At 43.0% G+C, this 21,471-nt stretch carries 15 protein-coding genes and 1 pseudogene; 11 read left to right on the forward strand and 5 right to left on the reverse strand.

What is annotated here, in order from left to right; translation table 11 throughout:
- Positions 1-11: 11 nt before the first annotated feature.
- The 8 genes and pseudogenes from ACM0OX_RS23210 to ACM0OX_RS23245 all read left to right on the forward strand — a co-directional run bounded on the left by ACM0OX_RS23210 (position 12) and on the right by ACM0OX_RS23245 (position 10,646).
- On the forward strand, positions 12-401 hold the full coding sequence (locus ACM0OX_RS23210; RefSeq protein WP_414517365.1) for a beta-lactamase hydrolase domain-containing protein: 390 nt from the start codon (positions 12-14) through the stop codon (positions 399-401).
- A gap of 467 nt (positions 402-868) precedes the next feature.
- Positions 869-3,286 (forward strand): sucrose synthase, encoded by a 2,418-nt coding sequence (locus ACM0OX_RS23215; protein WP_414517345.1) that lies wholly within the window; start codon positions 869-871, stop codon positions 3,284-3,286.
- Between the two features lie 228 nt (positions 3,287-3,514).
- Complete coding sequence (gene pgmB, locus ACM0OX_RS23220; RefSeq protein WP_414517346.1) at positions 3,515-6,580, forward strand: beta-phosphoglucomutase; 3,066 nt, start codon at positions 3,515-3,517, stop codon at positions 6,578-6,580.
- A gap of 249 nt (positions 6,581-6,829) precedes the next feature.
- Positions 6,830-8,179: an ATP-binding protein gene (locus ACM0OX_RS23225; protein WP_414517347.1), complete on the forward strand. Its 1,350-nt coding sequence runs from the start codon at positions 6,830-6,832 to the stop codon at positions 8,177-8,179.
- A gap of 183 nt (positions 8,180-8,362) precedes the next feature.
- Positions 8,363-8,800, forward strand: a complete 438-nt coding sequence (locus ACM0OX_RS23230; RefSeq protein ID WP_289795696.1) for an RrF2 family transcriptional regulator — start codon at positions 8,363-8,365, stop codon at positions 8,798-8,800.
- A gap of 139 nt (positions 8,801-8,939) precedes the next feature.
- Positions 8,940-9,354: pseudogene (locus ACM0OX_RS23235) on the forward strand (pentapeptide repeat-containing protein).
- Positions 9,355-9,451: 97 nt separating this feature from the next.
- Positions 9,452-9,940 (forward strand): DUF2243 domain-containing protein, encoded by a 489-nt coding sequence (locus tag ACM0OX_RS23240; RefSeq protein WP_414517348.1) that lies wholly within the window; start codon positions 9,452-9,454, stop codon positions 9,938-9,940.
- 100 nt (positions 9,941-10,040) lie between these two features.
- Positions 10,041-10,646 (forward strand): DUF4129 domain-containing protein, encoded by a 606-nt coding sequence (locus tag ACM0OX_RS23245; protein ID WP_414517349.1) that lies wholly within the window; start codon positions 10,041-10,043, stop codon positions 10,644-10,646.
- Between the two features lie 47 nt (positions 10,647-10,693).
- On the opposite strand, the gene ACM0OX_RS23250 is transcribed toward ACM0OX_RS23245, so the two are convergent.
- Positions 10,694-11,974, reverse strand: coding sequence for an aspartate aminotransferase family protein (locus tag ACM0OX_RS23250; RefSeq protein ID WP_414517350.1), 1,281 nt, complete (start codon positions 11,972-11,974; stop codon positions 10,694-10,696).
- 635 nt (positions 11,975-12,609) lie between these two features.
- Here ACM0OX_RS23250 and ACM0OX_RS23255 point away from each other — a divergent pair.
- On the forward strand, positions 12,610-13,626 hold the full coding sequence (locus tag ACM0OX_RS23255) for a potassium channel family protein (protein WP_334841874.1): 1,017 nt from the start codon (positions 12,610-12,612) through the stop codon (positions 13,624-13,626).
- Between the two features lie 65 nt (positions 13,627-13,691).
- Here ACM0OX_RS23255 and ACM0OX_RS23260 read toward each other — a convergent pair whose 3' ends face one another.
- The 3 genes from ACM0OX_RS23260 to lysA all read right to left on the reverse strand — a co-directional run bounded on the left by ACM0OX_RS23260 (position 13,692) and on the right by lysA (position 16,927).
- Positions 13,692-14,441 carry an isoprenyl transferase gene (locus tag ACM0OX_RS23260; RefSeq protein ID WP_335231394.1) on the reverse strand — a complete coding sequence of 250 codons (750 nt, stop codon included), beginning with the start codon at positions 14,439-14,441 and terminating at the stop codon, positions 13,692-13,694.
- The gene (cdaA, locus tag ACM0OX_RS23265) at positions 14,438-15,361 is read right to left on the reverse strand and encodes a diadenylate cyclase CdaA (protein WP_414517351.1); all 924 of its coding nucleotides are present in this window, start codon (positions 15,359-15,361) and stop codon (positions 14,438-14,440) included. Before cdaA ends, ACM0OX_RS23260 begins: the two co-directional genes overlap by 4 nt.
- A 147-nt stretch (positions 15,362-15,508) precedes the next feature.
- On the reverse strand, positions 15,509-16,927 hold the full coding sequence (gene lysA, locus ACM0OX_RS23270; RefSeq protein ID WP_414517353.1) for a diaminopimelate decarboxylase: 1,419 nt from the start codon (positions 16,925-16,927) through the stop codon (positions 15,509-15,511).
- A 92-nt stretch (positions 16,928-17,019) separates the two neighbouring features.
- Here lysA and rimI point away from each other — a divergent pair, with 92 nt between their 5' ends.
- Complete coding sequence (rimI, locus tag ACM0OX_RS23275; protein ID WP_414517354.1) at positions 17,020-17,571, forward strand: ribosomal protein S18-alanine N-acetyltransferase; 552 nt, start codon at positions 17,020-17,022, stop codon at positions 17,569-17,571.
- 417 nt (positions 17,572-17,988) lie between these two features.
- A complete protein-coding gene (locus ACM0OX_RS23280; protein ID WP_414517355.1) occupies positions 17,989-20,457 on the forward strand; it encodes an ATP-dependent Clp protease ATP-binding subunit in 2,469 nt (822 codons plus the stop codon).
- Positions 20,458-20,561: 104 nt separating this feature from the next.
- Here ACM0OX_RS23280 and ACM0OX_RS23285 read toward each other — a convergent pair whose 3' ends face one another.
- Positions 20,562-21,470, reverse strand: a complete 909-nt coding sequence (locus tag ACM0OX_RS23285; RefSeq protein WP_414517357.1) for a hypothetical protein — start codon at positions 21,468-21,470, stop codon at positions 20,562-20,564.
- Position 21,471 lies beyond the last annotated feature (1 nt).

Consider the following 21,471-nt stretch of genomic DNA (forward strand, 5'->3'; position numbering starts at 1 on the left):
TAATCCGGTTGATGAATATTGTTAGGAAGATTAATGATGAGTTAGCGATCGCAGGGCAAATTACACTAGATCAGCTACAACAAATAGCTGATGAGGGTTATAAGTCTGTACTGAACCTACGTTTGCCTGACGAAACAGGCTTGCTGGCTAATGAACAGGAAAAAACTGAGCTTTTGGGATTGTATTATCTTAATCTCCAAACTAAATCTGAAGATATTAATCATCAAGGTATGCTTGAGATATATCAGACCATCACTGAACTACCCAAACCGATTCTGATACATTGTGATAATTCAATTCGTTCAGCTGCAATAGTATTTTTGTATATCGCTCTTAAACAGGGTATAAGCTTTGAAAAAGCACTACAAAAAGTTATTAATATAGGCTTGATATCAGACTAGTAGTCTATCGCAAAAGTTTTGAATGGTTATAAAAGTTTGTAGTAAGCACTTCAGTGCTTAAAATTGAGCGATAAATCGTTCACTACAAACCCATCAAATAATCAAATAATCTGCTTACATTTGATTTGATTCTACTAAAAATTGCTAGATTTAATTTATCGTAAATTAATTTTTAATTGTTAGTTATGGGGTGATATTCTACTAGCGATCGCGCCAATTTGGCTTTAGTACTTAATCGAAAATAGTGTTTTATACCTGAGAAAGAAACTCGTTCAATAATTTTCCCTTGTCTGCCTTCCCACTCTCTCATCCCATAGATTTGAAGTTCTCACAGTTTTTCATCCCAGAGCTAGACGCGAAGATTTTTATAGTAATTTACGATCGTTTGGGGAATATACCTCAAGCAAACCGAAAACTGGAAAGAAAAATGAGGTAGTTACCTAGCTAAATTTCTGGAATTCGTCATCATGTATGAACTAGTTCAAGCTCTCTCCAACGGTGATGAAAAAACTGCTCTACATCAGTTGATTTATGCGTTGAGTGTTTCAGGTAAGCATTACTTCCTAAGAAACGAGATTTTGCAAGCTTTTGCTGATTACTGTCATCAATCCCAAAAGCCAGCTTATTTTTACCACTCTTCTTCTGTTGGCAAACTAATACAGTACACCCATGAAATAATTCTCGAAGAGGAAAGTACTTGGTTCGTGATTCGACCGAGGATTGCTAATCAAGAAGTTTGGCAACTGACAGCCGATTTTAGCAGGTTCGAGCAGATGACGCCTCAAGCGCTGTTAGATGTGAGAGATCGTCTAGTCAACCGCTACCAACCCCATATTTTGGAAATCGACCTCCACCCCTTCTATGAGAGTTCTCCAAGAATTGACGACGCGAGAAATATTGGTCAAGGTTTAGCCTTTCTCAATCGTTACCTGTGCAATCAATTGTTGACTGACTCTGAATATTGGGTAGAAATGTTATTTAAAGCATTACATAGGCTGCAATGCAATGGTATTCGCCTATTGTTGAGCGATCGCATTTCTTCCGGTATTGAGTTAGCCAAACAAATTAAGCTAGCGCTGAAATTGCTGAGTGAGCGATCGCCTGATGAACCTTATGAAAAATTTAGCTTTGACCTCCAAGAACTCGGCTTTGAGCCGGGTTGGGGTAACACTGCGGCGCGAGTCTCCGAAACTTTAGAACTCCTCGACCGACTCATTTACTCCCCAGAACCCGGCATTTTAGAAACATTTGTAGCCCGCGTCCCCGCCGTCTTTCGCGTCGTCCTCGTTTCCGTCCACGGCTGGGTTGGACAAGAGGATGTTTTGGGAAGAGATGAAACACTCGGTCAAGTTATCTACGTCCTCGAACAAGCTCGCAGTCTAGAAAACGAACTACGCGAACAAATCAAACTCGCTGGACTCGACCAGCTAGGCATTAAACCCCATGTGATTATTCTGACTCGATTAATTCCTAACTGTGAAGGCACATTTTGTAACCTGCCCTTAGAAAAAGTGCAAGATACCGAAAATGCTTGGATATTGCGCGTTCCTTTTGGTGAATTCAATCCAGAAATTACGAATAATTGGATTTCTAAGTTTGATATTTGGCCCTATTTAGAGCAATTTGCTGTAGATGCAGAAAGAGAATTACTAGCTCAATTCCAAGGTAAGCCTAATCTAGTTGTTGGCAATTACAGCGACGGTAACTTAGTGGCCTTTCTGCTATCTCGCCGCATGAAAGTCACCCAGTGTAACATTGCCCATTCTTTGGAAAAGCCTAAATATCTATTTAGCAATTTATATTGGCAAGATTTAGAAGATAAATATCATTTCTCGGCACAATTCACCGCCGATTTGATTAGCATGAATGCAGCTGACTTTATCATCACATCGTCCTATCAAGAAATTGTCGGCACGCCTGATACGATAGGTCAATACGAGTCGTATAAGTGGTTTACGATGCCGCAGTTGTATCATGTAGTTGATGGAATTGATTTGTTTAGTCCTAAATTTAACTTAGTGCCGCCGGGAGTAAATGAAAATATTTTCTTTCCCTACAGCCAAAAAGAAAACCGAGATTCTAAACTTTGTACACAAGTCCACGACTTACTCTTTACCCGCGAAGATCCACAAATTCTCGGACATTTAGAACGTCCCAATAATCGACCAATCTTTGCCCTTGATACCATCAATTCAATCAAAAATTTCACTGGTTTAGCTGAATGTTTTGGTAAAAGTCAGGCGTTGCAAGAGCGTTGTAACCTGATTCTCTTAACTACTAAACTGCATCTACATGAAGCTAGCAACCCAGAAGAAGCAGAAGAAATTAAAAAACTCCACGACATTATCGACCAATATAATCTTGATGGCAAGATTCGCTGGGTGGGAATGCGTGTTCCTAGCAGCGACATCGGCGAAGCCTACCGAGTAGTTGCCGATTCTCAGGGAATTTATGTCCATTTTGCCCTTTTTGAATCCTTCGGTCGGAGTATTTTGGAAGCGATGATTTCTGGCTTGCCGACTTTTGCTACTCAATTTGGCGGTTCTTTAGAAATTATCGAGAACAAAGAAAACCAATTTAATGTTAATCCTACAGACTTAGAAGAAACAGCAACAAAAATTTTAGACTTCCTTGAGCAATGCGATACTCATGCTGAATACTGGCCAGAAGTTTCAGAATGGATGAGTCAACGAATTCATCACAAATATAATTGGCATTTACATAGCAATCAATTACTACTGCTTGCGAAAATGTTTAGTTTTTGGAATTTTGTTGCTCCCGAAAATAACGAAGCCAGAGATCGCTACATGGAAACCTTATTTCATCTCATTTATAAACCCAGAGTCGAAAAGATTTTGGAAAAGCACATGGGGACTAATTTGTAATTCGTAATTCGTAATTCGTAATGACGCTCTCTACGAGATGCTAAAAGCGAACGAATACTCGCTAACGTAATTCGTAATTGTGACTGGATGGGAATTTTGAGTCTATCAGAAGGAGTTAGAACTTGAAGCATTAAGCTAAAAGACTGATTCATCCACCTCGGAACTCCGTTCATCCACCTCAGATACTTGTTCATCCACCTCGGAATCAAATTTCCCAATCTCCAATTTATGCAAACAAAAGGTCGTTCTCGCCATTTTATCTACACAGACTGGATATTAATCGAAACCCAGTTTGACTCTGAGCAATTGCACTCCAAAGAAACCGTCTTTACAATCGGCAATGGATACCTGGGAACCAGAGGCAGTTTTGAGGAAGGTTATACTCATGCATTGCCAGCTACTTTTATCCACGGTGTCTATGATGATGTGCCTGTGGTATACACTGAACTGGTAAATTGCCCTGACTGGCTACCCTTGATAGTGATTGTAAATGGCGATCGCTTCCGTCTCGATCGAGGTGAGATATTGAGCTACGATCGCCAGCTTGATTTACGCCAAGGACTACTGATTCGGGCCGTGCGTTGGCGCTCTCCCAGTGGAAACACCATAGATATTAGCTTTGAACGCTTTGCTAGTCTTGCAGATCCGCACGTGTTGGCGCTACGCTGCCATTTAACACCAATAGATTTTGAGGGGTTAATCGAAGTTCAAGCTAGCATCAATGGCTATCCCGAAAATCAGGGTTTCAATCACTGGGAAGAATTAGATCAGGGCAAGACTAATCAAGGAATCTGGTTGCAACGCCGCACGCGCAACTCTCGAATTGAACTTGGTATGGCAGCTAAGATGACAATATTAGGCACTGAAGCATCTTTGCAAGTCAATACCGCACCTGGTTATCCTACCTTGAGTACAACCTTCTTGGGTAAAGCGCAGCAGACTGTGACGGTGGAAAAACTTGTGACGGTTTTTACCTCGCGGGAGATTGAAGCACCAGTTCCAGCAGCTCAAGAAAAACTCGCACAACTGCCAGACTACGCAACATTACTAAAAGCCAATGAGCAGGCATGGAATGAGGTTTGGCAGCAAAGTGACATCCTGATTGAGGGGGATAGCACAGCTACTTTTGCTGTTCGCTACAATCTATTTCAACTGCTGATTGCTGCCCCACGAGATGATGACAGGGTGAGCATTCCTGCTAAAACCCTTTCGGGGTTTGGCTATCGCGGTCATATTTTTTGGGATACAGAAATTTTTATGCAACCTCTATTTCTGTTTACTCAACCAGCGATCGCCCGCAACTTACTCAGTTACCGTTGGCACACCTTACCAGGAGCTAGACGCAAGGCAGCCCATTACGGCTATAAAGGGGCAATGTTTGCTTGGGAAAGTGCTGATACCGGAGATGAAGTAACACCACGTTGGGCTATCGGCAGTGATTTTTATGGCGAAGACGTGCGCATTTGGTGTCGCGATCGCGAAATTCATATCAATGCAGATATCCCCTACGCAGTCTGGAACTACTGGCAAGCTACTGGTGATGATGATTGGATGCAAAAGTACGGCGCAGAGATTATCTTAGATGCCGCGCTCTTTTGGGGTAGCCGAGCCGAATTTAATTCTGAGCGCTCACGGTATGAAATTCGAGGAGTAATCGGAGCGGATGAATACCATGAATTAGTCCACAATAACGCCTTTACAAACCGGATGGCGCAATGGCATTTAGAAAAAGCGATCGCCGTCTATGATTGGTTGGCTGACAAATTCCCCGAACGAGCCACCGAACTAGAACAGAAACTAAAGCTGACCCCAGAGGAACGATCGCACTGGCAAGATATCATCGCCAAAATATTGTTTTTCTATGACCCATCAACAGGACTAATCGAGCAGTTCGAGGGATTTTTCCAATTGGAAGATATCAACTTAGCAGATTATGAACCACGCGATCGCTCTATGCAACCGATCTTAGGTATTGATAAAACCAACAAATCTCAAGTACTCAAACAGCCAGACGTATTAATGCTCCTATATTTAATGCGGGAATCAGCAGATTTTCCCTACAACGAAAAAGCATTGCAGACAAACTGGGACTACTACGCACCCCGCACTGATATTACTTATGGTTCGTCCCTTGGCCCAGCAGTTCAAGCCATTTTAGCTTCCGATTTGGGCAAATCAGCTGAAGCTTACGAACAATTTATGCGGGCGTTAATGGTGGATCTTGAAGATAACCGAGGTAACACCAACGATGGAATTCACGGCGCTAGTGCTGGTGGGATTTGGCAAGCTGTAATTTTTGGATTCGGCGGCATCCAATTAACTGAAAATGGCCCTGTCGCCAACCCCCACCTACCCCCTGGCTGGACGCGTCTAAAGTTTAGACTGCACTGGCGCGGGAAATGGCACGACTTCGATCTACATCAGGGAAAAGTCGCCCAAGAGATAACTCGTCAACTAGAATTTCTCCAACTTTCCCTCTCCCCCGATCCCCCAAATTCCCACTCACAAGCTTCTGAACACCAGACTTCTTCCCCTGCTTCCCCGGTCACTGAGCGACTTGCCCTGAGCGGAGCCGTTGGTGCAGCCTCTCGTAGAGAAGGGAGCCGAAGTGCTGCTCCCCACAACCCCAACATCCAAGGATTCATCTTCGATTTAGATGGTGTGCTAACAGATACAGCAGAACTTCACTATCTCGCTTGGCAAAAGCTAGCTGATGAAGAGGGTATACCGTTTAATCGAGAAGCTAACGAAGCCCTGCGGGGTGTATCCCGTCGTGCTTCTCTGATGCTGATTATTGGCGATAGAGCGTATTCGGAAGCGCAAATTGAAGAGATGATGGAGCGCAAAAATCGCTACTATGTAGAATTGATCCAAAACATGACATCCCACGATTTGTTACCAGGTGCGATCGCCTTGTTGGATGAACTGCGGCAAGCTGGTATTAAGATCGGTATTGGTTCAGCGAGTAAAAATGCCCAGACTGTGATCGAGCGATTGGGCATTGCTGATAAAGTAGATGCGATCGCAGACGGTTACAGCGTACAAGAACCCAAGCCAGCACCCGACCTATTTCTGTACGCAGCCAAGCAACTAGGAATCGAACCAGCGCAATCTGTAGTTGTAGAAGATGCCGCAGCTGGTGTTGAAGCCGCTCTAGCTGCTGGGATGTGGGCAATAGGACTCGGCCCGGTTGAGCGAGTTGGAGCCGCTCATATTGTTTTGCCCAGCCTAGAAGGTATTAAATGGGCTGACCTTCGAGAGCAATTGAGTAACATTTCCAAACGAAAACATTAAACAAACGCAAACTGCTTGATTATTGACAGCAGATTTGAAGGAAAGTGAAGTACACAATGATTCGTCTTAAAGCTAGCTAGAAAGAGTGTTTTACTTCTGGATTCTGCTGTATTCAGTCCTAATTACCCCAAAGAACTCAAATCACCTAAAACTAGATTGAAATTAGTGATAACTGCTAAACTCTAAAAGCTAAGATCGTCCAAGTAGGGAATTTAAAAAAACCCAACTTTAAAAATTAGGAGCAAGAGCGTGAATTTGGACGATTTAGCTTTGCAGATAGAGAATATGCGTAAGCGCGTCGCCCTCTTGCAACGCCAGAGCGAACAGCAAAAAGCACAAGCAGATATTGAACTCGTCAACGCAGTATTCAAAGAAGTTTACTTCGCTTTGGAAGAACTGCAACTAGTAAATGAAGATTTAAAGCAGCAGAATGAAGAATTATTCAAAACTCAACAGGCTTTGGTAGCAGAAAGTCAACGCTACCAAGAATTATTTGAGGAAGTACCAGACGCTTATTTTGTGACTGATACAAAAGGGATAATTCAGGAAGCTAACTCAGCCGCCACCACTCTGCTCAACATTTCCAAAAGTTTGCTGTTGGGCACATCCATAGGGATTTTTGTGCTTGAGAAAGAAATAATTGCTTTTCATTTGAAACTGAATCATCTGCGCGATCGCACCCGATTCCCAGACTGGAAAATGCAAGAGTGGGAAGTAACCCTGCGGCCGCGTGACAAAACACCTATTATGGCTGCGGTTAAGGTTGCTGCTATCCGCGATCAATCTAGTGAGTTAGTTAGTCTGCGCTGGCTATTGCGGGATATTAGCGAAAGCAAGCGAACCCAAGCCAAGCTGCAATGGGCAGAAGAGGCGATGCGACAAGCACTTGCTAAAGAAAGGGAGTTTAGCGAACTTAAATCCCGCTTGCTCACCATCACTTCCCATGAGTTTCGCACCCCTTTGGCTACCATCCACTCTTCTGCGGAACTACTAGAACATTATCGCCACCTCTGGAGCGAACAGCGACAACAAACCCACCTGCGTCGCATTCAAGCATCAGTGATGCATATAACCCAGTTGTTGAATGATGTATTGATGGTGAGTCAGGATGAAACAGGCAAGTTAGAGTTTAATCCAACACCCATAAATTTGGTGGAATTTTGCCGCGATTTATTAGAAGAATTACAACAGAGCGATCGCTCACAACATGCGATCGTTTTTAGCAGTGAGGGCCAATGTACACCAGCTAATTTAGACGCCAAACTACTACGGCAAATCTTGAGTAATTTATTCTCAAATTGTCTAAAATACTCTCCCCTTGGTAGTACAGTTAGGTTTTCTGTAACCACTGCCGACGAGCAAGCTATATTTCAGACTCAAGACTCTGGTATTGGCATTCCCGCTTCTGACATTGAACACATCTTTGAACCCTTCCATCGCGCCAGTAATACAGGCAATATTGTAGGAATGGGATTGGGGATGTCCATCGTCAAGCAGGCTGTAGATTTACATGGCGGCGAGATTACAGTCGAAAGTGCGATCGGTGCGGGAACCACCTTTACAGTCATTCTGCCATTTTCAAGAAATTTCCATGTATAGCGAATCAATCACTTTTATTTATTGAATTTAGAAAAAAAAGTAATTGCTTGTATACTGGAAGGTCTTTAAAGTAGAGTTAGCCGGTCAAGAATAGGTTGATTGTAAAGTTTTTCTTCGCAGTAGCTTAGGGAAACTAATTCAAAGACTTTGTATCTTTAAATATGAGCTTAAAATATTACGCCTGTGGTAATCTCTAACAAATCAGAATACGCACTTCTAGCCCTGTTAGAGTTAGCAACCTGCTACCCTAACGGTGAAGCCCTACAAATTCGAGAGATAGCGGCATTGCAAGACATCCCAAACCGCTATTTAGAACAACTCCTAGCGACATTAAGACGTGGAGGTTTAATTAAGAGTATACGCGGAGCCAAAGGTGGCTATGTTCTGGCACGAGATCCTGGAAAGATTACAGTGTTGGATGCTTTTAGCTGCATGGAAGGATCGGATATTGTTGTCTCTCCTTCTGAGCCGACTCCCAACACGGTAGAAGGTGAGCTAATTCAGGAAGTTTGGCAAGAAGCACGTCAGGCTGCTAACTCCGTTTTGGAAAAATATACACTCCAAGACCTTTGTGAACGAAGATCGATCCGAGAACAGAAGGAGCTAATGTATTACATTTAACAAGGATGGACAAATAATTACTAATTCGTAATTCGTAATTCGTAATGACACTCGCGGACTCGCTACCGCTGCGCTAACGTAATTCGTAATTAAAAAGGGAAGATGAAAGTAATAACGAGACAACCTGTGACGCTGTTATATGCCTGAAGTCAATTTTCAACAGCCTATAAATAGTGCCGCTTCTCTCGTGGAGAGTTATGCAGCAGGAAAACGGAACTTTAGTAAAGCAGAATTGGGTAATGCTGATTTGCAAGGTATTAACTTGAAAGGATCTGACCTGAGTTATGCTGACCTGAGTGAAGCTAACCTGAGTAGCGCTAATTTGAGGGGAACTGATTTGAGTTTTGCCTTTCTTAGTCAAGCTAATCTGAAAGATGCCGATCTTAGGGGAGCATTATTGATGTCAGCAAATCTCCGTCAAGCTGCTCTTAAAGGAGCGAACCTGGAAAAAGCAGACTGCGATTACCTACGGTAGGCTACGCCAACGCAACACCCATTTTCCCCAAGATTTCGACCCAGCCAAAGCGGGTATGCAGAGTAAATTTGAAGATTGATTAATTTAAGTTGAGCGATCGCACTGGCCTCAAGATAGAAGATATTTCTCTCAAAAGAGTTGTATTTTGGTAGAAAAGCCTATCTATGAGGTTGACAATGGAGGCGAAAAGTGAAACCTTCAACCGACGCGCACCACTAATCACTGCTGGAATTTTTCTTGGTGTGGGTCTTGGAGGGTTTATTGATGGAATTTTACTGCATCAAATCCTCCAGTGGCATCACATGCTGAGTAACATTAGACCTCTGACAAACAGGGCGAATATAGATTTGAACATGGTATGGGATGGGTTCTTTCATACCTTAAATTGGGTATTCACCGTGGCAGGACTTGTGTTACTATGGCGTGCTGGAAGACGTGATGATGTTCCTTGGTCATCACAAACCTTTATTGGATCGATACTGATTGGGACTGGGTTATTCGACTTGGTTGAAGGTTTAATTGACCATCAAATTCTCGGTGTCCATCATGTTAAACCAGGCCCAAATGAGTTAGCTTGGGATCTAGGATTTCTTGCATTCGGTGCGCTACTTGTTCTCATCGGCTGGCTAATGATAAAAAAAGAGTCAAGAGTCATTAGTAATTAGTCATTGGTCATTAGAGGCAGAGGGGACAGAAGGGAAAAACTTACTGCAACTGCTCCCCTGCTCCTCTGCTCCCCTGCTCCCCTGCCCCCCACTCTCCTCTATGACAGATACTTTTGAAAAAACTAGCTGGAGTTGGCAGTTGTCTCAATTCCAACAACAAGCGGGTGAATGGTGGGAATACCAGTTTTACCGCTTTGAACGGGCTTTACCAGAATTGCCTACTGGATGGTCAATTAGTCCTTGGCTTGGTGAATTGCTGAAATTCCTGTTTTGGCTGGTACTGGGATTATTTATAGCGTGGGTGGGTTGGCGATTATGGCGAGAATTCAGTCCCTACATATATTCTTGGCTAAATAGAAGTAGCAATCTCACTGATTTTCGTGTAAAAACTCGCTCTAATGATTCATCCATTGCTCTTTTGTTAGAGCGATCGCAAGAATTCTACCGTCAAGGTAATTACCGTGAGGCTTGCCGTTGTGTTTATTTAGCAATGTTGCAGCAGTTGGATAAAAATGCGATCGCACCCCACAAACTCAGCCGTACCGATGGAGAATATCTGCAATTGCTGCGATCGTCTGTGACTCCCATACAGCCTTATGAAACTTTAATTACTACTCACGAGCAGTTATGTTTTGGTAATGCCGAGATTTTGCCAGACAATTATGAGCAGTGTCGGCAAGCTTACCGAGAAATTTCCCAGGAATGAAAAAGAGACGTTGCATTGCAACGTCTCTACACAAAACAAACAACATTCTATTTGGTGAGAATTGCAATCGCCTTGTCCACAGCTTGCAAGGCAGTATTGACTTCCGCCTCTGTAACAATTAACGGTGGCACAAACCGGATTACTTTTGGCCCGGCTGGTACTAGCAATACACCTTCCTGGATGGCAGCATTGACGACATCGGCTGCGGTTAACCCAATGTCGGCTCGTAACTCCAAACCGTTGATTAAACCCCAACCCCGAACTTCGCTAATGTGCTGAGGATATTTTGCGGCGATCGCTCTTAATCCAGATCGCAATTGTTCGCCCCTATCTTGCACATTCTGCAAAATATTTTCCCGTTCCAATGTCTGACAAACGCTGAGTGCTACACCACACACAAAAGGATTTCCGCCAAAGGTACTGGCGTGTTCCCCTGGTTGAAAAACATCGCAGAATTTCTTGCTCATCATTGCACCGATGGGGACACCGCCACCTAAGCCTTTAGCACTGGTGAAAATATCCGGTTCAACGCCAAGATGTTCGTAAGCCCATAATTTGCCGCTGCGCCCCATACCAACTTGCACTTCGTCGAAAATCAACAAAACGCCAGTTTCATCACAAATTTGCCGGAGCTTTTTGAAATAGGCAACATCTCCTGGACGTACACCGCCTTCTCCCTGCAATGGCTCGATCAGAATCGCTGCTACCCGATAATCACCTTCATCCAACTCGCTAATCGCTACTTCCACAGCGTTAATATCGTTGTAATTTACGTAGTGGAACCCAGGAACCAAAGGATCGAAGTACTTTTGATACTTCGGTTGTGCCGTGGCGGTAATCGTTGCCAAAGTCCGCCCGTGGAAACTAGCATGGGCGGTTAAAATAATTGGTTTTTCAATGTCTAATACTGTGTGGGCATACTTCCGCGCCAGTTTAATTGCGGCTTCGTTAGCTTCAGCTCCAGAGTTGCAGAAAAATACGCGATCGGCACAGGAATGATCGACAAGCCATTTTGCCAATTCACCTTGCTCAGGAATGTAATACAAATTAGAGACATGGTGCAGCTTTTGGATTTGGCGTGTTACCGCTTCTACCATTGCTGGGTGGGCATGTCCCAAAGTACAAGTAGCAATTCCCGCTACAAAATCCAGATATTCCCGCCCCTGCGTATCCCAAACCCGGCATCCAGCACCCCGTTCTAGGGCTAAAGGAAACCGGGCGTAGGTAGACATGACAGCTTCATTAAAGCTATCTGTATCAAAGGGACTAGATGCTGACCCTGAATCTGGGGGGATGGTGGCTTGGTCAACGAGAGTTTGTAGGCTCACTACCGCTCCTCCTGAAAGTTTTTCATTATATAGTTATTTACTAGTTTCCTAGAAATCCCTAAAAATTACTTTTTATTTAGCACAGATCGTACTTCTTCTTAGGCTAACGCTTATGTAACCTCAAAGGCATGGCGGTGCTGAAAAAAAAATTTGTACTCAATGCTTGAGCAAGAGGATGAGCGACAGGCAATTTTCATAGGCGCAGCCCGTCCAAATCTTGGGTAGAGTGTAGGGGTTTTCTCACTGATGTCCAAAACGCTAAGTAGTTATGAGTTATTTAGATAACTTCTAAGTAAGTGGGCATGAATAATTAAAGGTTTGTAGTAAGCGGCTTCAGCCCTTGCTAAGTACATAATTTCGTAACTTCATAGCGAATCCCTCTGCGTTTCCCTCAGCGTTACTTTGCGTTTAAAACCGCTACGAATTAATGCAAAGCTATACTAACAGACAAATTAATTAATTTTACATGGCGTAACTTAGTTTGATTTATTCTTGCCTACTTACTTAGTTTAAATATACTAAAAAGGACGAATATTAAAAAGTTAGCAGAAAACTAGAAAAATTAGGTTAAAAGTACTATTTTTACCTCATTCTCAACACTTGAGCAAAAATATCAACGTATCCAAAAAGAGTTGATGGCTGGGGCGATCGCTCTTGGCGGTGTTTTCTTCATTGGCACTTTGTGGTACTGGTTAGTGGAGGGCTGGTCATGGGAAGATGCAGCTTATATGACAGTCATCACTTTAGCTACCGTGGGATATGGAGAGACGCACCCACTCGGTAGCCGAGGACGATTATTTACAATTGCCCTAATTTTGTTGGGTGTAGTCAATATCGGTTACATTGTCAACAGATTTACAGAAGCGATTATTCAAGGCTACTTTCAACAAGGAATTCGGCTACAGCAACAGAGGCGGTTAATGGAATCCCTATCAGAACATTACATTATCTGTGGATTTAGTCGGACTGGTCGCCAAATTGCCAAGGAATTTCGGGCAGAAGAGGCACCTTTTGTGGTGATTGATTCAGAGATTGAATCAGTACAAAGAGCGCAGACTGAAGGTTACACAGCATACCAAGGCGACGCTACATTAGATGACACACTTTTAAAAGTTGGTATTGAACGGGCGGTTTGTATCGTTGCAGCTCTTCCTTCTGATGCTGAAAATTTATACATTGTATTATCAGCTAAAACACTGAATTCGGGGATTCGGGTGATCGCGCGTGCAAGTACCGAAGAAGCTTTGCAGAAGTTACGACGGGGCGGGGCGGATGAAGTGATATCCCCCTATATTACTGGTGGAAAGCGCATGGCTGCTGCGGCACTCAGACCCCAGGTGTTGGACTTTGTAGACGGGATTTTGACAGGTGCAGACCGCCAGTTGTATATGGAAGAATTTTTACTCGACCCGGCTTTCTGTCCTTTTGTGGGTCAAAGTTTGCAAAAGGCGAGATTGCGATCGCAATCTGGGGCATTGGTTCTCGCAATTCGCCGTGTTGATGGAACTTTAATCGGTGGCCCCACTGGCGATACGATTTTAATGCCAGGAGACCGGCTAATTGGTATGGGTACAGCAGAGCAATTGCGTAGCCTGAATCAAATTCTCGGCCCAATGAATTCCAAGAAACTGCGACGACCGAAAAATAGTTGAGCTTATTTAATTGCTTTTTTATACTAATTATGTATTGTTATATAGTCATAATTGCGTAAACAGATTTAGACTTTCCCAAATCGCCGCTCCCGTTGTTGGTAGGCACACAAGGCGCGGTGAAATTCGGCACGGTCAAAATCGGGCCAGAGAGCATCGGTAATATAAATTTCTCCATAAGCCATTTGCCAGAGAAGAAAATTTGAGAGGCGCATTTCTCCACTGGTGCGAATTAACAAATCTGGGTCAGTAATTCCGGCTGTGTACAAGTGGCTCTCAAACACCTGTTCATTAATTTCATTGGGTTGTAAGATACCTTGCTGGACTTGCTTTGCGATCGCCTGACAAGCTTGTAAAATCTCTTGCCGTCCACCATAATTAGTTGCTACTGAAAATCGGATACCACGATTATTCTTAGTTTCTTCCATTGAACGGGAAATTTCTTGTTGAAGCGATCGCGGCAGGTCTTGCAAATTTCCCACAAACTTAATTTGAACATTTTCTTCGACCATTTCGCGCAGTTCTTGGCGCAAAACTCTTTGAAATAGAGTCATCAAAAAATCTACTTCTTCTTGCGGTCTTTTCCAGTTCTCCGTTGAAAAAGCATAAGCTGTCAACGCCTGAATTCCCCAATCTTGACAACAGCGAAGTAAATCCTTAAGAGCATCTACTCCTCGTTTATGACCCATAATTCGGGGTAGACCCTGACGTTTAGCCCATCGACCATTACCATCCATAATCACCGCAACGTGCTGCGGCAATAATTCTCGTTTTAAATCAGTAGGTAAATCTTGCAGTTTAGTTTGTTGTGCTGTCATTTTTTATCTCGAGAAGCGGTCGATGGTAATCTGAGTAAACGTGAAACCAGTGCTAGTGTCTTGCCACTTATCCGACGAACAAAACTCAACAGACCAGGAGCAACAGCTTCCCTATCCACGTTTGGAGACAAAAGGGCATCTAATGACTCTTTCAGTTTCCGAATCGTCAGCGGTCTATTTAGGGTTCCCCGTTCCGCTAAGGAAATAGAACCCGTTTCTTCAGAGACAACGACACAAATGCAATTTTCGACCCGCTCAGTAATTCCCATTGCTGCCCGGTGGCGTGTTCCCAACTGGCGCGAGGCTGTGCGTCCCGAAAGTGGTAAAATTATACCCGATGATATAATCCGTGAGCCACGAATCAATGTTGCTCCATCGTGTAACAAAGTTTTTGGCTGAAAAATTGTCTGGATTAGTTCTTTAGAAACTTCCGCATTTAGCTTTACTCCTGGCACAGAAAAATCTCGCTCATCAATTGGCCCTGTGGTTTCCACAATTAGTAAAGCTCCAATGCGGTTTTTTGACAATTCTTTAACAGCCTCAACAATTTCATCAATTACACTATCAGATTTGGGGATTGCCAGACGGTCGGGTTGAAACATCTGGCGGAATTCGCCACGTCCCAATTGCTCCAAAAACCGCCGAAATTCTGACTGTAGAGCAACAGCCATCGCCACAGCACAACCAATCACCAACTTTTCTAGTACAAAACTTAGCAGAGGTAGTCCGAATCTGCCACTTAGTGCTGAGGCTAGCATTAAGATAATGAATCCCCGCACCATCCATAGTGTCCGGCGCTCACTAATAATAACGAGTATCATGTACGTCAGCGCCAGCACCAACACAATATCCAGAGTCCCAAGTAGCAAGGACTGTGACCACCCCAGGTTTGTCAGCCATTGCTTCCACCAATCTCTCATGACATCTGGATTAAACTTTTGCCTCTAATTTACGGTTGAGAGTTATGAGTTAGGAGTTATGAGTTAGGAGTTATGAGTTAGGAGTTATGAGTTATGAAAAAAACTTTAATTGACAACTCATAACTTAAAATTCACAACTCCTAACTTCTAACTATTAACTCCTAACTCTTGATTTTTCAGTCTTTCTGGTAGGCGATCTTGTCGAATTAAATCTTCATAAGTTTCACGTTGCAAAATTAAATTTGCTTCGCCATTCGCCACTACGACTGCTGCCGGTCGAGGCAAGCGGTTGTAGTTAGATGCCATACTGTAATTGTACGCACCAGTTCCCATAACTACGAGAATATCCCCTGGTTCAGTCTTTGGGAGTAGAGCATTTTTAATCAGAATATCTCCTGATTCACAATGTTTACCAGCAATTGTGACTGTTTGGGTTAGGGGAGAAGACATTTTATTGGCAATGACTGCCCGATAAACGGATTGGTAAGTAATGGGGCGGGGATTGTCAGACATTCCGCCATCAATTGCTACGTAGGTACGAATTTCTGGAATAACTTTGGATGAACCAACAGTATAAGCAGTAACGCAAGCTGTAGCAATTAGCGATCGCCCTGGTTCGCTGAGTAATTTCGGCAAAGGCAGATTTTCAGCGGCACAAGCTTCTTGAATTACTTCACAAATCGCCTTCACCCACTCTTCAATGCTGGGGGGATCGTCTGATTCTATATATTTAATCCCTAAACCGCCACCAACATTTAACTCTGTAATATTTAAACCAAACTTAGCAGCATCCCGCAGCCATTGCACCATAACGGCGGCTAAATCTTGATGCGGTTGGCGCTCAAAAATTTGGGAACCAATATGAGCGTGTACTCCTATGCAATTTAGCGCAGATTGTTGACTGACAAAGGTAAAAACTTCATCTAAATCGTTGGGATCAAAGCCAAATTTACTATCTAAGTGTCCCGTGCGAATATATTCGTGGGTATGACACTCGATACCGGGAGTTAGCCGTAGCATGATACGAATTGGAAGAGAGGGTTGGGCGATTTCGACAAGGGTATGTAATTCATACCAGCTATCCGCCACAATAGTGACACCAGACTCGATCGCTAAAATTAATTCTTCACGAGATTTATTATTTCCGTGGAGATAGATTTTCTGGGGACTAACACCCGCTTGTAAGGCGGTGTAAAGTTCGCCGCCAGAAACTACATCGATTCCTAGACCTTCAGAAGCCGCGATCGCACAAACTGCTAAACAATTCCAAGCTTTCGAGGCGTACAATACTTGAGATTCACCCTTGTAGTATTGCTTGAAAGCATCTCGGTATTGCTGACAAGCCGAACGTAGGGTTTCTTCATCTAAAATATATAAAGGTGAACCAAACTGCTCAACTAGGGTCGTGACATCACACCCACCAATTTCCAAGAGGTCATGATGATGAACTCTGGCAGTCAAAGGTAAAAGTTCTTGATTAGGTGATGGATTTGCGCTGGTGTCGTGTCTTTGAGGTAAATATTGACTTCCAGAATGTTGAACCCCAGTGGGGTGAGTCGATACCATAACTATAAAAGTTTTCCTTGTTCAAATTACGGGCTTTGAGTTCGTCTCCCGATTCCCAGTTTACAAAGGGTTTGTAACGTTATTCAATAAATGTGATTTCATTAGACTTAGAAATTAAATTACTCACCCCAGAACATCTGAGTGCGTTGTTGGAACTGGATCGAGCCTGTTTTGGTGGTCTATGGACAATGGAGGGCTACCAACGAGAGTTGGACAGTCCCAACAGCGATTTCCTGGGTTTATTCTCTCCTGTCTATAATTCGAGACTACTGGGGATGGGTTGCTTTTGGTCAATTTTAGAGGAAGCCCATATTACCATTTTGGCGGTTCATCCCGAATATCACCGTCAAGGAATGGGTGCGGCTTTATTATATTCACTCATTAAGACAGCTTGCGATCGCAAAATGGAGCGAGCTACCCTCGAAGTACGAGCTTCCAACTTGGGGGCTATATCTTTATATCAAAAATTTGGCTTCAAAATAGCAGGGCGGCGGCGGCGTTACTACCAAGATAACGATGAGGACGCTTTAATCCTTTGGCTCCCAGATTTACAACACCCCAAATTTCAAGCAACTTTAGACCAATGGTATTCCATTGTCAGCGATCGCCTGGACAAATCCTCTTGGCACTTGCTTTTTAAGTAGTTAGGCATTATTAATTTTGATCTATTAGGGCTTGCGATCGGCTTCAGCAAAAAAATGCAACTTTGCCGCACTATTATTTATTTAAATATTTTATCTAAAATGCTTTTTAAATAAGAAAAGCATATAAAAACTATTTTTGCTTGATATCAATAAATATATATGTTAAATATAAATGTTTGGGATTGAGTCAAGAAACCCTAATTTAAACAGTCAACTATTTATAATAAATCCCAAAAACGCTGGTGAACTAAAGCTCCTCAGTACACTAGCAAGATAAAAGTAGTCAATAGTTAACAATTAGCCCATCAACTCAAGTCATAGGTTCAGGATGTCTATAATCTGTTATACAGGCATCCAAAAGCTTTGCCTGTGCTAAAATCAGCATACCGGCACGACCGCAGATGATGGGATAAAGCCATGTTTGAGCGCTTCACAGAAAAAGCCATTAAGGTAATCATGCTGGCCCAAGAAGAGGCCCGCCGTTTAGGTCACAACTTTGTCGGAACCGAGCAGATCCTCCTGGGTCTGATTGGCGAAGGCACTGGAGTGGCTGCTAAGGTGCTGAAATCAATGGGCGTCAATCTCAAAGATGCCCGAATTGAAGTTGAAAAAATTATAGGACGGGGATCGGGCTTTGTTGCCGTGGAAATTCCGTTTACGCCACGGGCGAAGCGAGTTTTAGAACTTTCCTTGGAAGAAGCACGCCAACTGGGGCATAACTACATTGGCACCGAGCATCTGCTGTTGGGCCTAATCCGCGAAGGGGAAGGCGTCGCAGCCAGGGTGCTAGAAAACCTCGGTGTGGATCTATCTAAGGTAAGAACCCAAGTCATTCGGATGTTGGGAGAAACTGCCGAAGTTTCACCAGGCGGTTCATCTGGGCGGACAAAAACCCCGACTCTGGATGAATTTGGTTCAAACCTGACCCAGATGGCGATTGACAATAAGCTCGATCCAGTGGTGGGACGCGCCAAGGAAATTGAGCGAGTGATTCAGATATTGGGTCGCCGAACCAAAAATAACCCAGTGCTGATTGGGGAACCAGGGGTTGGTAAAACAGCGATCGCTGAAGGTTTAGCTTCACGCATTGCCACTAAAGATGTCCCTGACATTCTCGAAGATAAACGCGTCGTCACGTTGGATATTGGTTTGCTCGTAGCAGGAACCAAGTACCGGGGTGAATTTGAAGAACGCTTGAAAAAAATCATGGATGAAATCCGCTCTGCGGGTAATGTCATTCTCGTGATTGATGAGGTACACACCTTAATTGGTGCGGGTGCAGCCGAAGGTGCAATTGACGCAGCAAATATCCTTAAGCCAGCTTTGGCTAGGGGTGAGTTGCAGTGCATCGGTGCTACAACCTTGGATGAATACCGGAAGCACATCGAGCGAGATGCAGCACTAGAGCGGCGTTTCCAACCAGTAATGGTTGGCGAACCTACAGTTGATGAAACAATTGAAATTTTATATGGTTTGCGCGAACGCTACGAGCAACACCACAAACTGAAAATCTCCGATGAAGCATTGGTAGCGGCGGCGAAATTGTCAGATCGTTACATTAGCGATCGCTACCTCCCAGATAAAGCCATCGACTTGGTTGATGAAGCTGGTTCTAGAGTGCGCTTGATTAACTCCCAATTGCCACCCGCAGCCAAAGAGTTAGACAAAGAACTGCGTCAGATATTAAAAGAAAAAGACGACGCGGTGCGCTCCCAAGACTTTGACAAAGCTGGGGAATTGCGCGATCGCGAAATGGAAATCAAAGCCGAAATCCGGGCGATCGCTCAAAGCAAGACCAATGCAACAGGTACAGAAGGTGAAGAACCTGTAGTTACAGAAGAAGACATTGCTCACATTGTCGCTTCTTGGACTGGAGTACCGGTGAACAAACTCACCGAATCTGAATCTGAAAAGCTGTTGCACATGGAAGACACCTTACACCAGCGTTTAATTGGTCAGGATGAAGCTGTGAGAGCAGTTTCACGGGCAATTCGTCGCGCTCGTGTCGGTTTGAAAAATCCCAATCGACCCATAGCTAGCTTTGTCTTCTCTGGGCCTACTGGTGTAGGTAAAACCGAGTTGGCGAAGTCATTAGCTGCTTACTTCTTCGGTTCCGAAGAAGCGATGATCCGCCTAGATATGTCCGAATACATGGAGCGTCACACCGTCAGCAAGCTGATTGGTTCCCCTCCAGGTTATGTTGGCTATAACGAAGGTGGTCAGCTAACCGAAGCCGTGCGGCGGCGTCCTTACACCGTGGTGTTGTTCGACGAAATCGAAAAAGCGCACCCCGATGTCTTCAACATGCTGTTGCAAATTTTGGAAGACGGTCGGTTAACTGATGCAAAAGGTCGCACAGTAGACTTCAAGAACACCTTGCTGATTTTAACTTCCAATATTGGTTCTAAGGTAATTGAAAAAGGCGGTAGCGGTATCGGCTTTGAATTCTCCGAAGATGCCAGCGAGTCAACTTACAACCGGATTCGCTCTTTGGTCAACGAAGAACTCAAGCAGTACTTCCGTCCAGAGTTCCTCAACCGACTGGATGAAATTATCGTCTTCCGTCAGTTGAACAAGCCAGAAGTGACCCAAATCGCCGAAATTATGCTCAAGGAAGTATTTGGTCGTCTGACGGAAAAAGGTATCACCCTAGAAGTCACAGACCGCTTCAAGGATCGTTTGATTCAAGAAGGTTACAGTCCCAGCTACGGCGCAAGGCCATTACGTCGGGCAATTATGCGCCTGTTAGAAGATAGCCTAGCAGAAGAAATTCTGTCTGGTCGTATCAAAGATGGCGATACAGCCTTAGTTGATGTGGATGAAAATGGCGTTGTCCAAGTTAGTTCTCAACAGCGTCGGGAATTGTTACCCCAAGGTGTTGAGTAAGATTTAGGGTTTGGGATTTAAGTCTCAAATAGAAAACTAGAAAACGGTAGAGTATTTATTGCTCTACCGTTTTTTTGACTCTCTGAGGCGAAAAATTATTTATATTAATTGTTAGATATTTTACGAACTCTTTTGTATATCTCTTGTACAAACCAAGATATTGCTTTTTGGATAGTCTCAAAATTTTCGCTTGAATAGTATAATTGCTTTGCATAAGGCCCCAATTCATTTAGTTGTGAATTTAAATCAGATTTACTGCCATGAGTCTTTAGATTTCTTAATTTATTCATATTCTTTATTATGAAAAAAGTTTCTTTTAGATGCTGCATTTTCATATAGTTAGGTTTGATAATTTCAAAAAATATCTGGACTGATGCAGGAAGACTTTCTTTTCGGATCTTCTTTATATATTCTCTACTAACATATTTACCATCAATTTTTTTTAAATTTTCCGATTTTATAGCAGAATTTGCCACAATTAGACATATTTGCGGTAAAGCCCAATTAGTATTGTCTCGCTTATCATAAGATGATTTAACTCTATTATAAGCTTCTAAAAATACTTTATTATTTTCATTAATATATTTATATTCTTCATCAAAAAGAACTTCGATTGCAGATTCTAAAGTATTACGAGCAGACTGACAAAAATTTGTAATCTGTTTTTTATCTCGGCATTCAGCCATATCTTTACTATATCTTTTTAAGTTATCAACCCAAGATGAATAATTTGTATCCGTTATATATGAATAATCAATATAATATTCATCTGGTATTTTTGACTGTTTTTGAATTTCTTGGAAATTTTCTTTATAAGTGTTGACTGTGATGTTATCAATTGATTTATTGGTTAATGCTTGTGTTTCAGATAACTTATAAATTTGCTCTGAGAGTTGATTTATATTAATAGAAAAACTATCATTTAATCTAATAAATTGAGAATTTATTTCATTAGATAATAGATAAATAGTACTTTTTAGGTCTTGAATTTCTTGTTTTAATTCTTCATCCATA

Origin of the sequence: Nostoc sp. PCC 9305 (assembly GCF_963920915.1) — a bacterium.
Lineage (GTDB): Bacteria > Cyanobacteriota > Cyanobacteriia > Cyanobacteriales > Nostocaceae > Nostoc.

Excerpts from the sequence above, each read along its gene's own strand:
- lysA (WP_414517353.1), bottom strand. The coding sequence starts at position 16,927 with ATGGTATCGACTCACCCCACTGGGGTTCAACATTCTGGAAGTCAATAT.
- ACM0OX_RS23245 (WP_414517349.1), top strand. The coding sequence starts at position 10,041 with ATGACAGATACTTTTGAAAAAACTAGCTGGAGTTGGCAGTTGTCTCAA.
- ACM0OX_RS23240 (WP_414517348.1), top strand. The coding sequence starts at position 9,452 with ATGGAGGCGAAAAGTGAAACCTTCAACCGACGCGCACCACTAATCACT.
- ACM0OX_RS23215 (WP_414517345.1), top strand. The coding sequence starts at position 869 with ATGTATGAACTAGTTCAAGCTCTCTCCAACGGTGATGAAAAAACTGCT.
- cdaA (WP_414517351.1), bottom strand. The coding sequence starts at position 15,361 with ATGAGAGATTGGTGGAAGCAATGGCTGACAAACCTGGGGTGGTCACAG.
- ACM0OX_RS23280 (WP_414517355.1), top strand. The coding sequence starts at position 17,989 with ATGTTTGAGCGCTTCACAGAAAAAGCCATTAAGGTAATCATGCTGGCC.
- ACM0OX_RS23260 (WP_335231394.1), bottom strand. The coding sequence starts at position 14,441 with ATGACAGCACAACAAACTAAACTGCAAGATTTACCTACTGATTTAAAA.
- ACM0OX_RS23255 (WP_334841874.1), top strand. The coding sequence starts at position 12,610 with ATGGCTGGGGCGATCGCTCTTGGCGGTGTTTTCTTCATTGGCACTTTG.
- ACM0OX_RS23285 (WP_414517357.1), bottom strand. The coding sequence starts at position 21,470 with ATGGATGAAGAATTAAAACAAGAAATTCAAGACCTAAAAAGTACTATT.
- ACM0OX_RS23210 (WP_414517365.1), top strand. The coding sequence starts at position 12 with ATGAATATTGTTAGGAAGATTAATGATGAGTTAGCGATCGCAGGGCAA.
- pgmB (WP_414517346.1), top strand. The coding sequence starts at position 3,515 with ATGCAAACAAAAGGTCGTTCTCGCCATTTTATCTACACAGACTGGATA.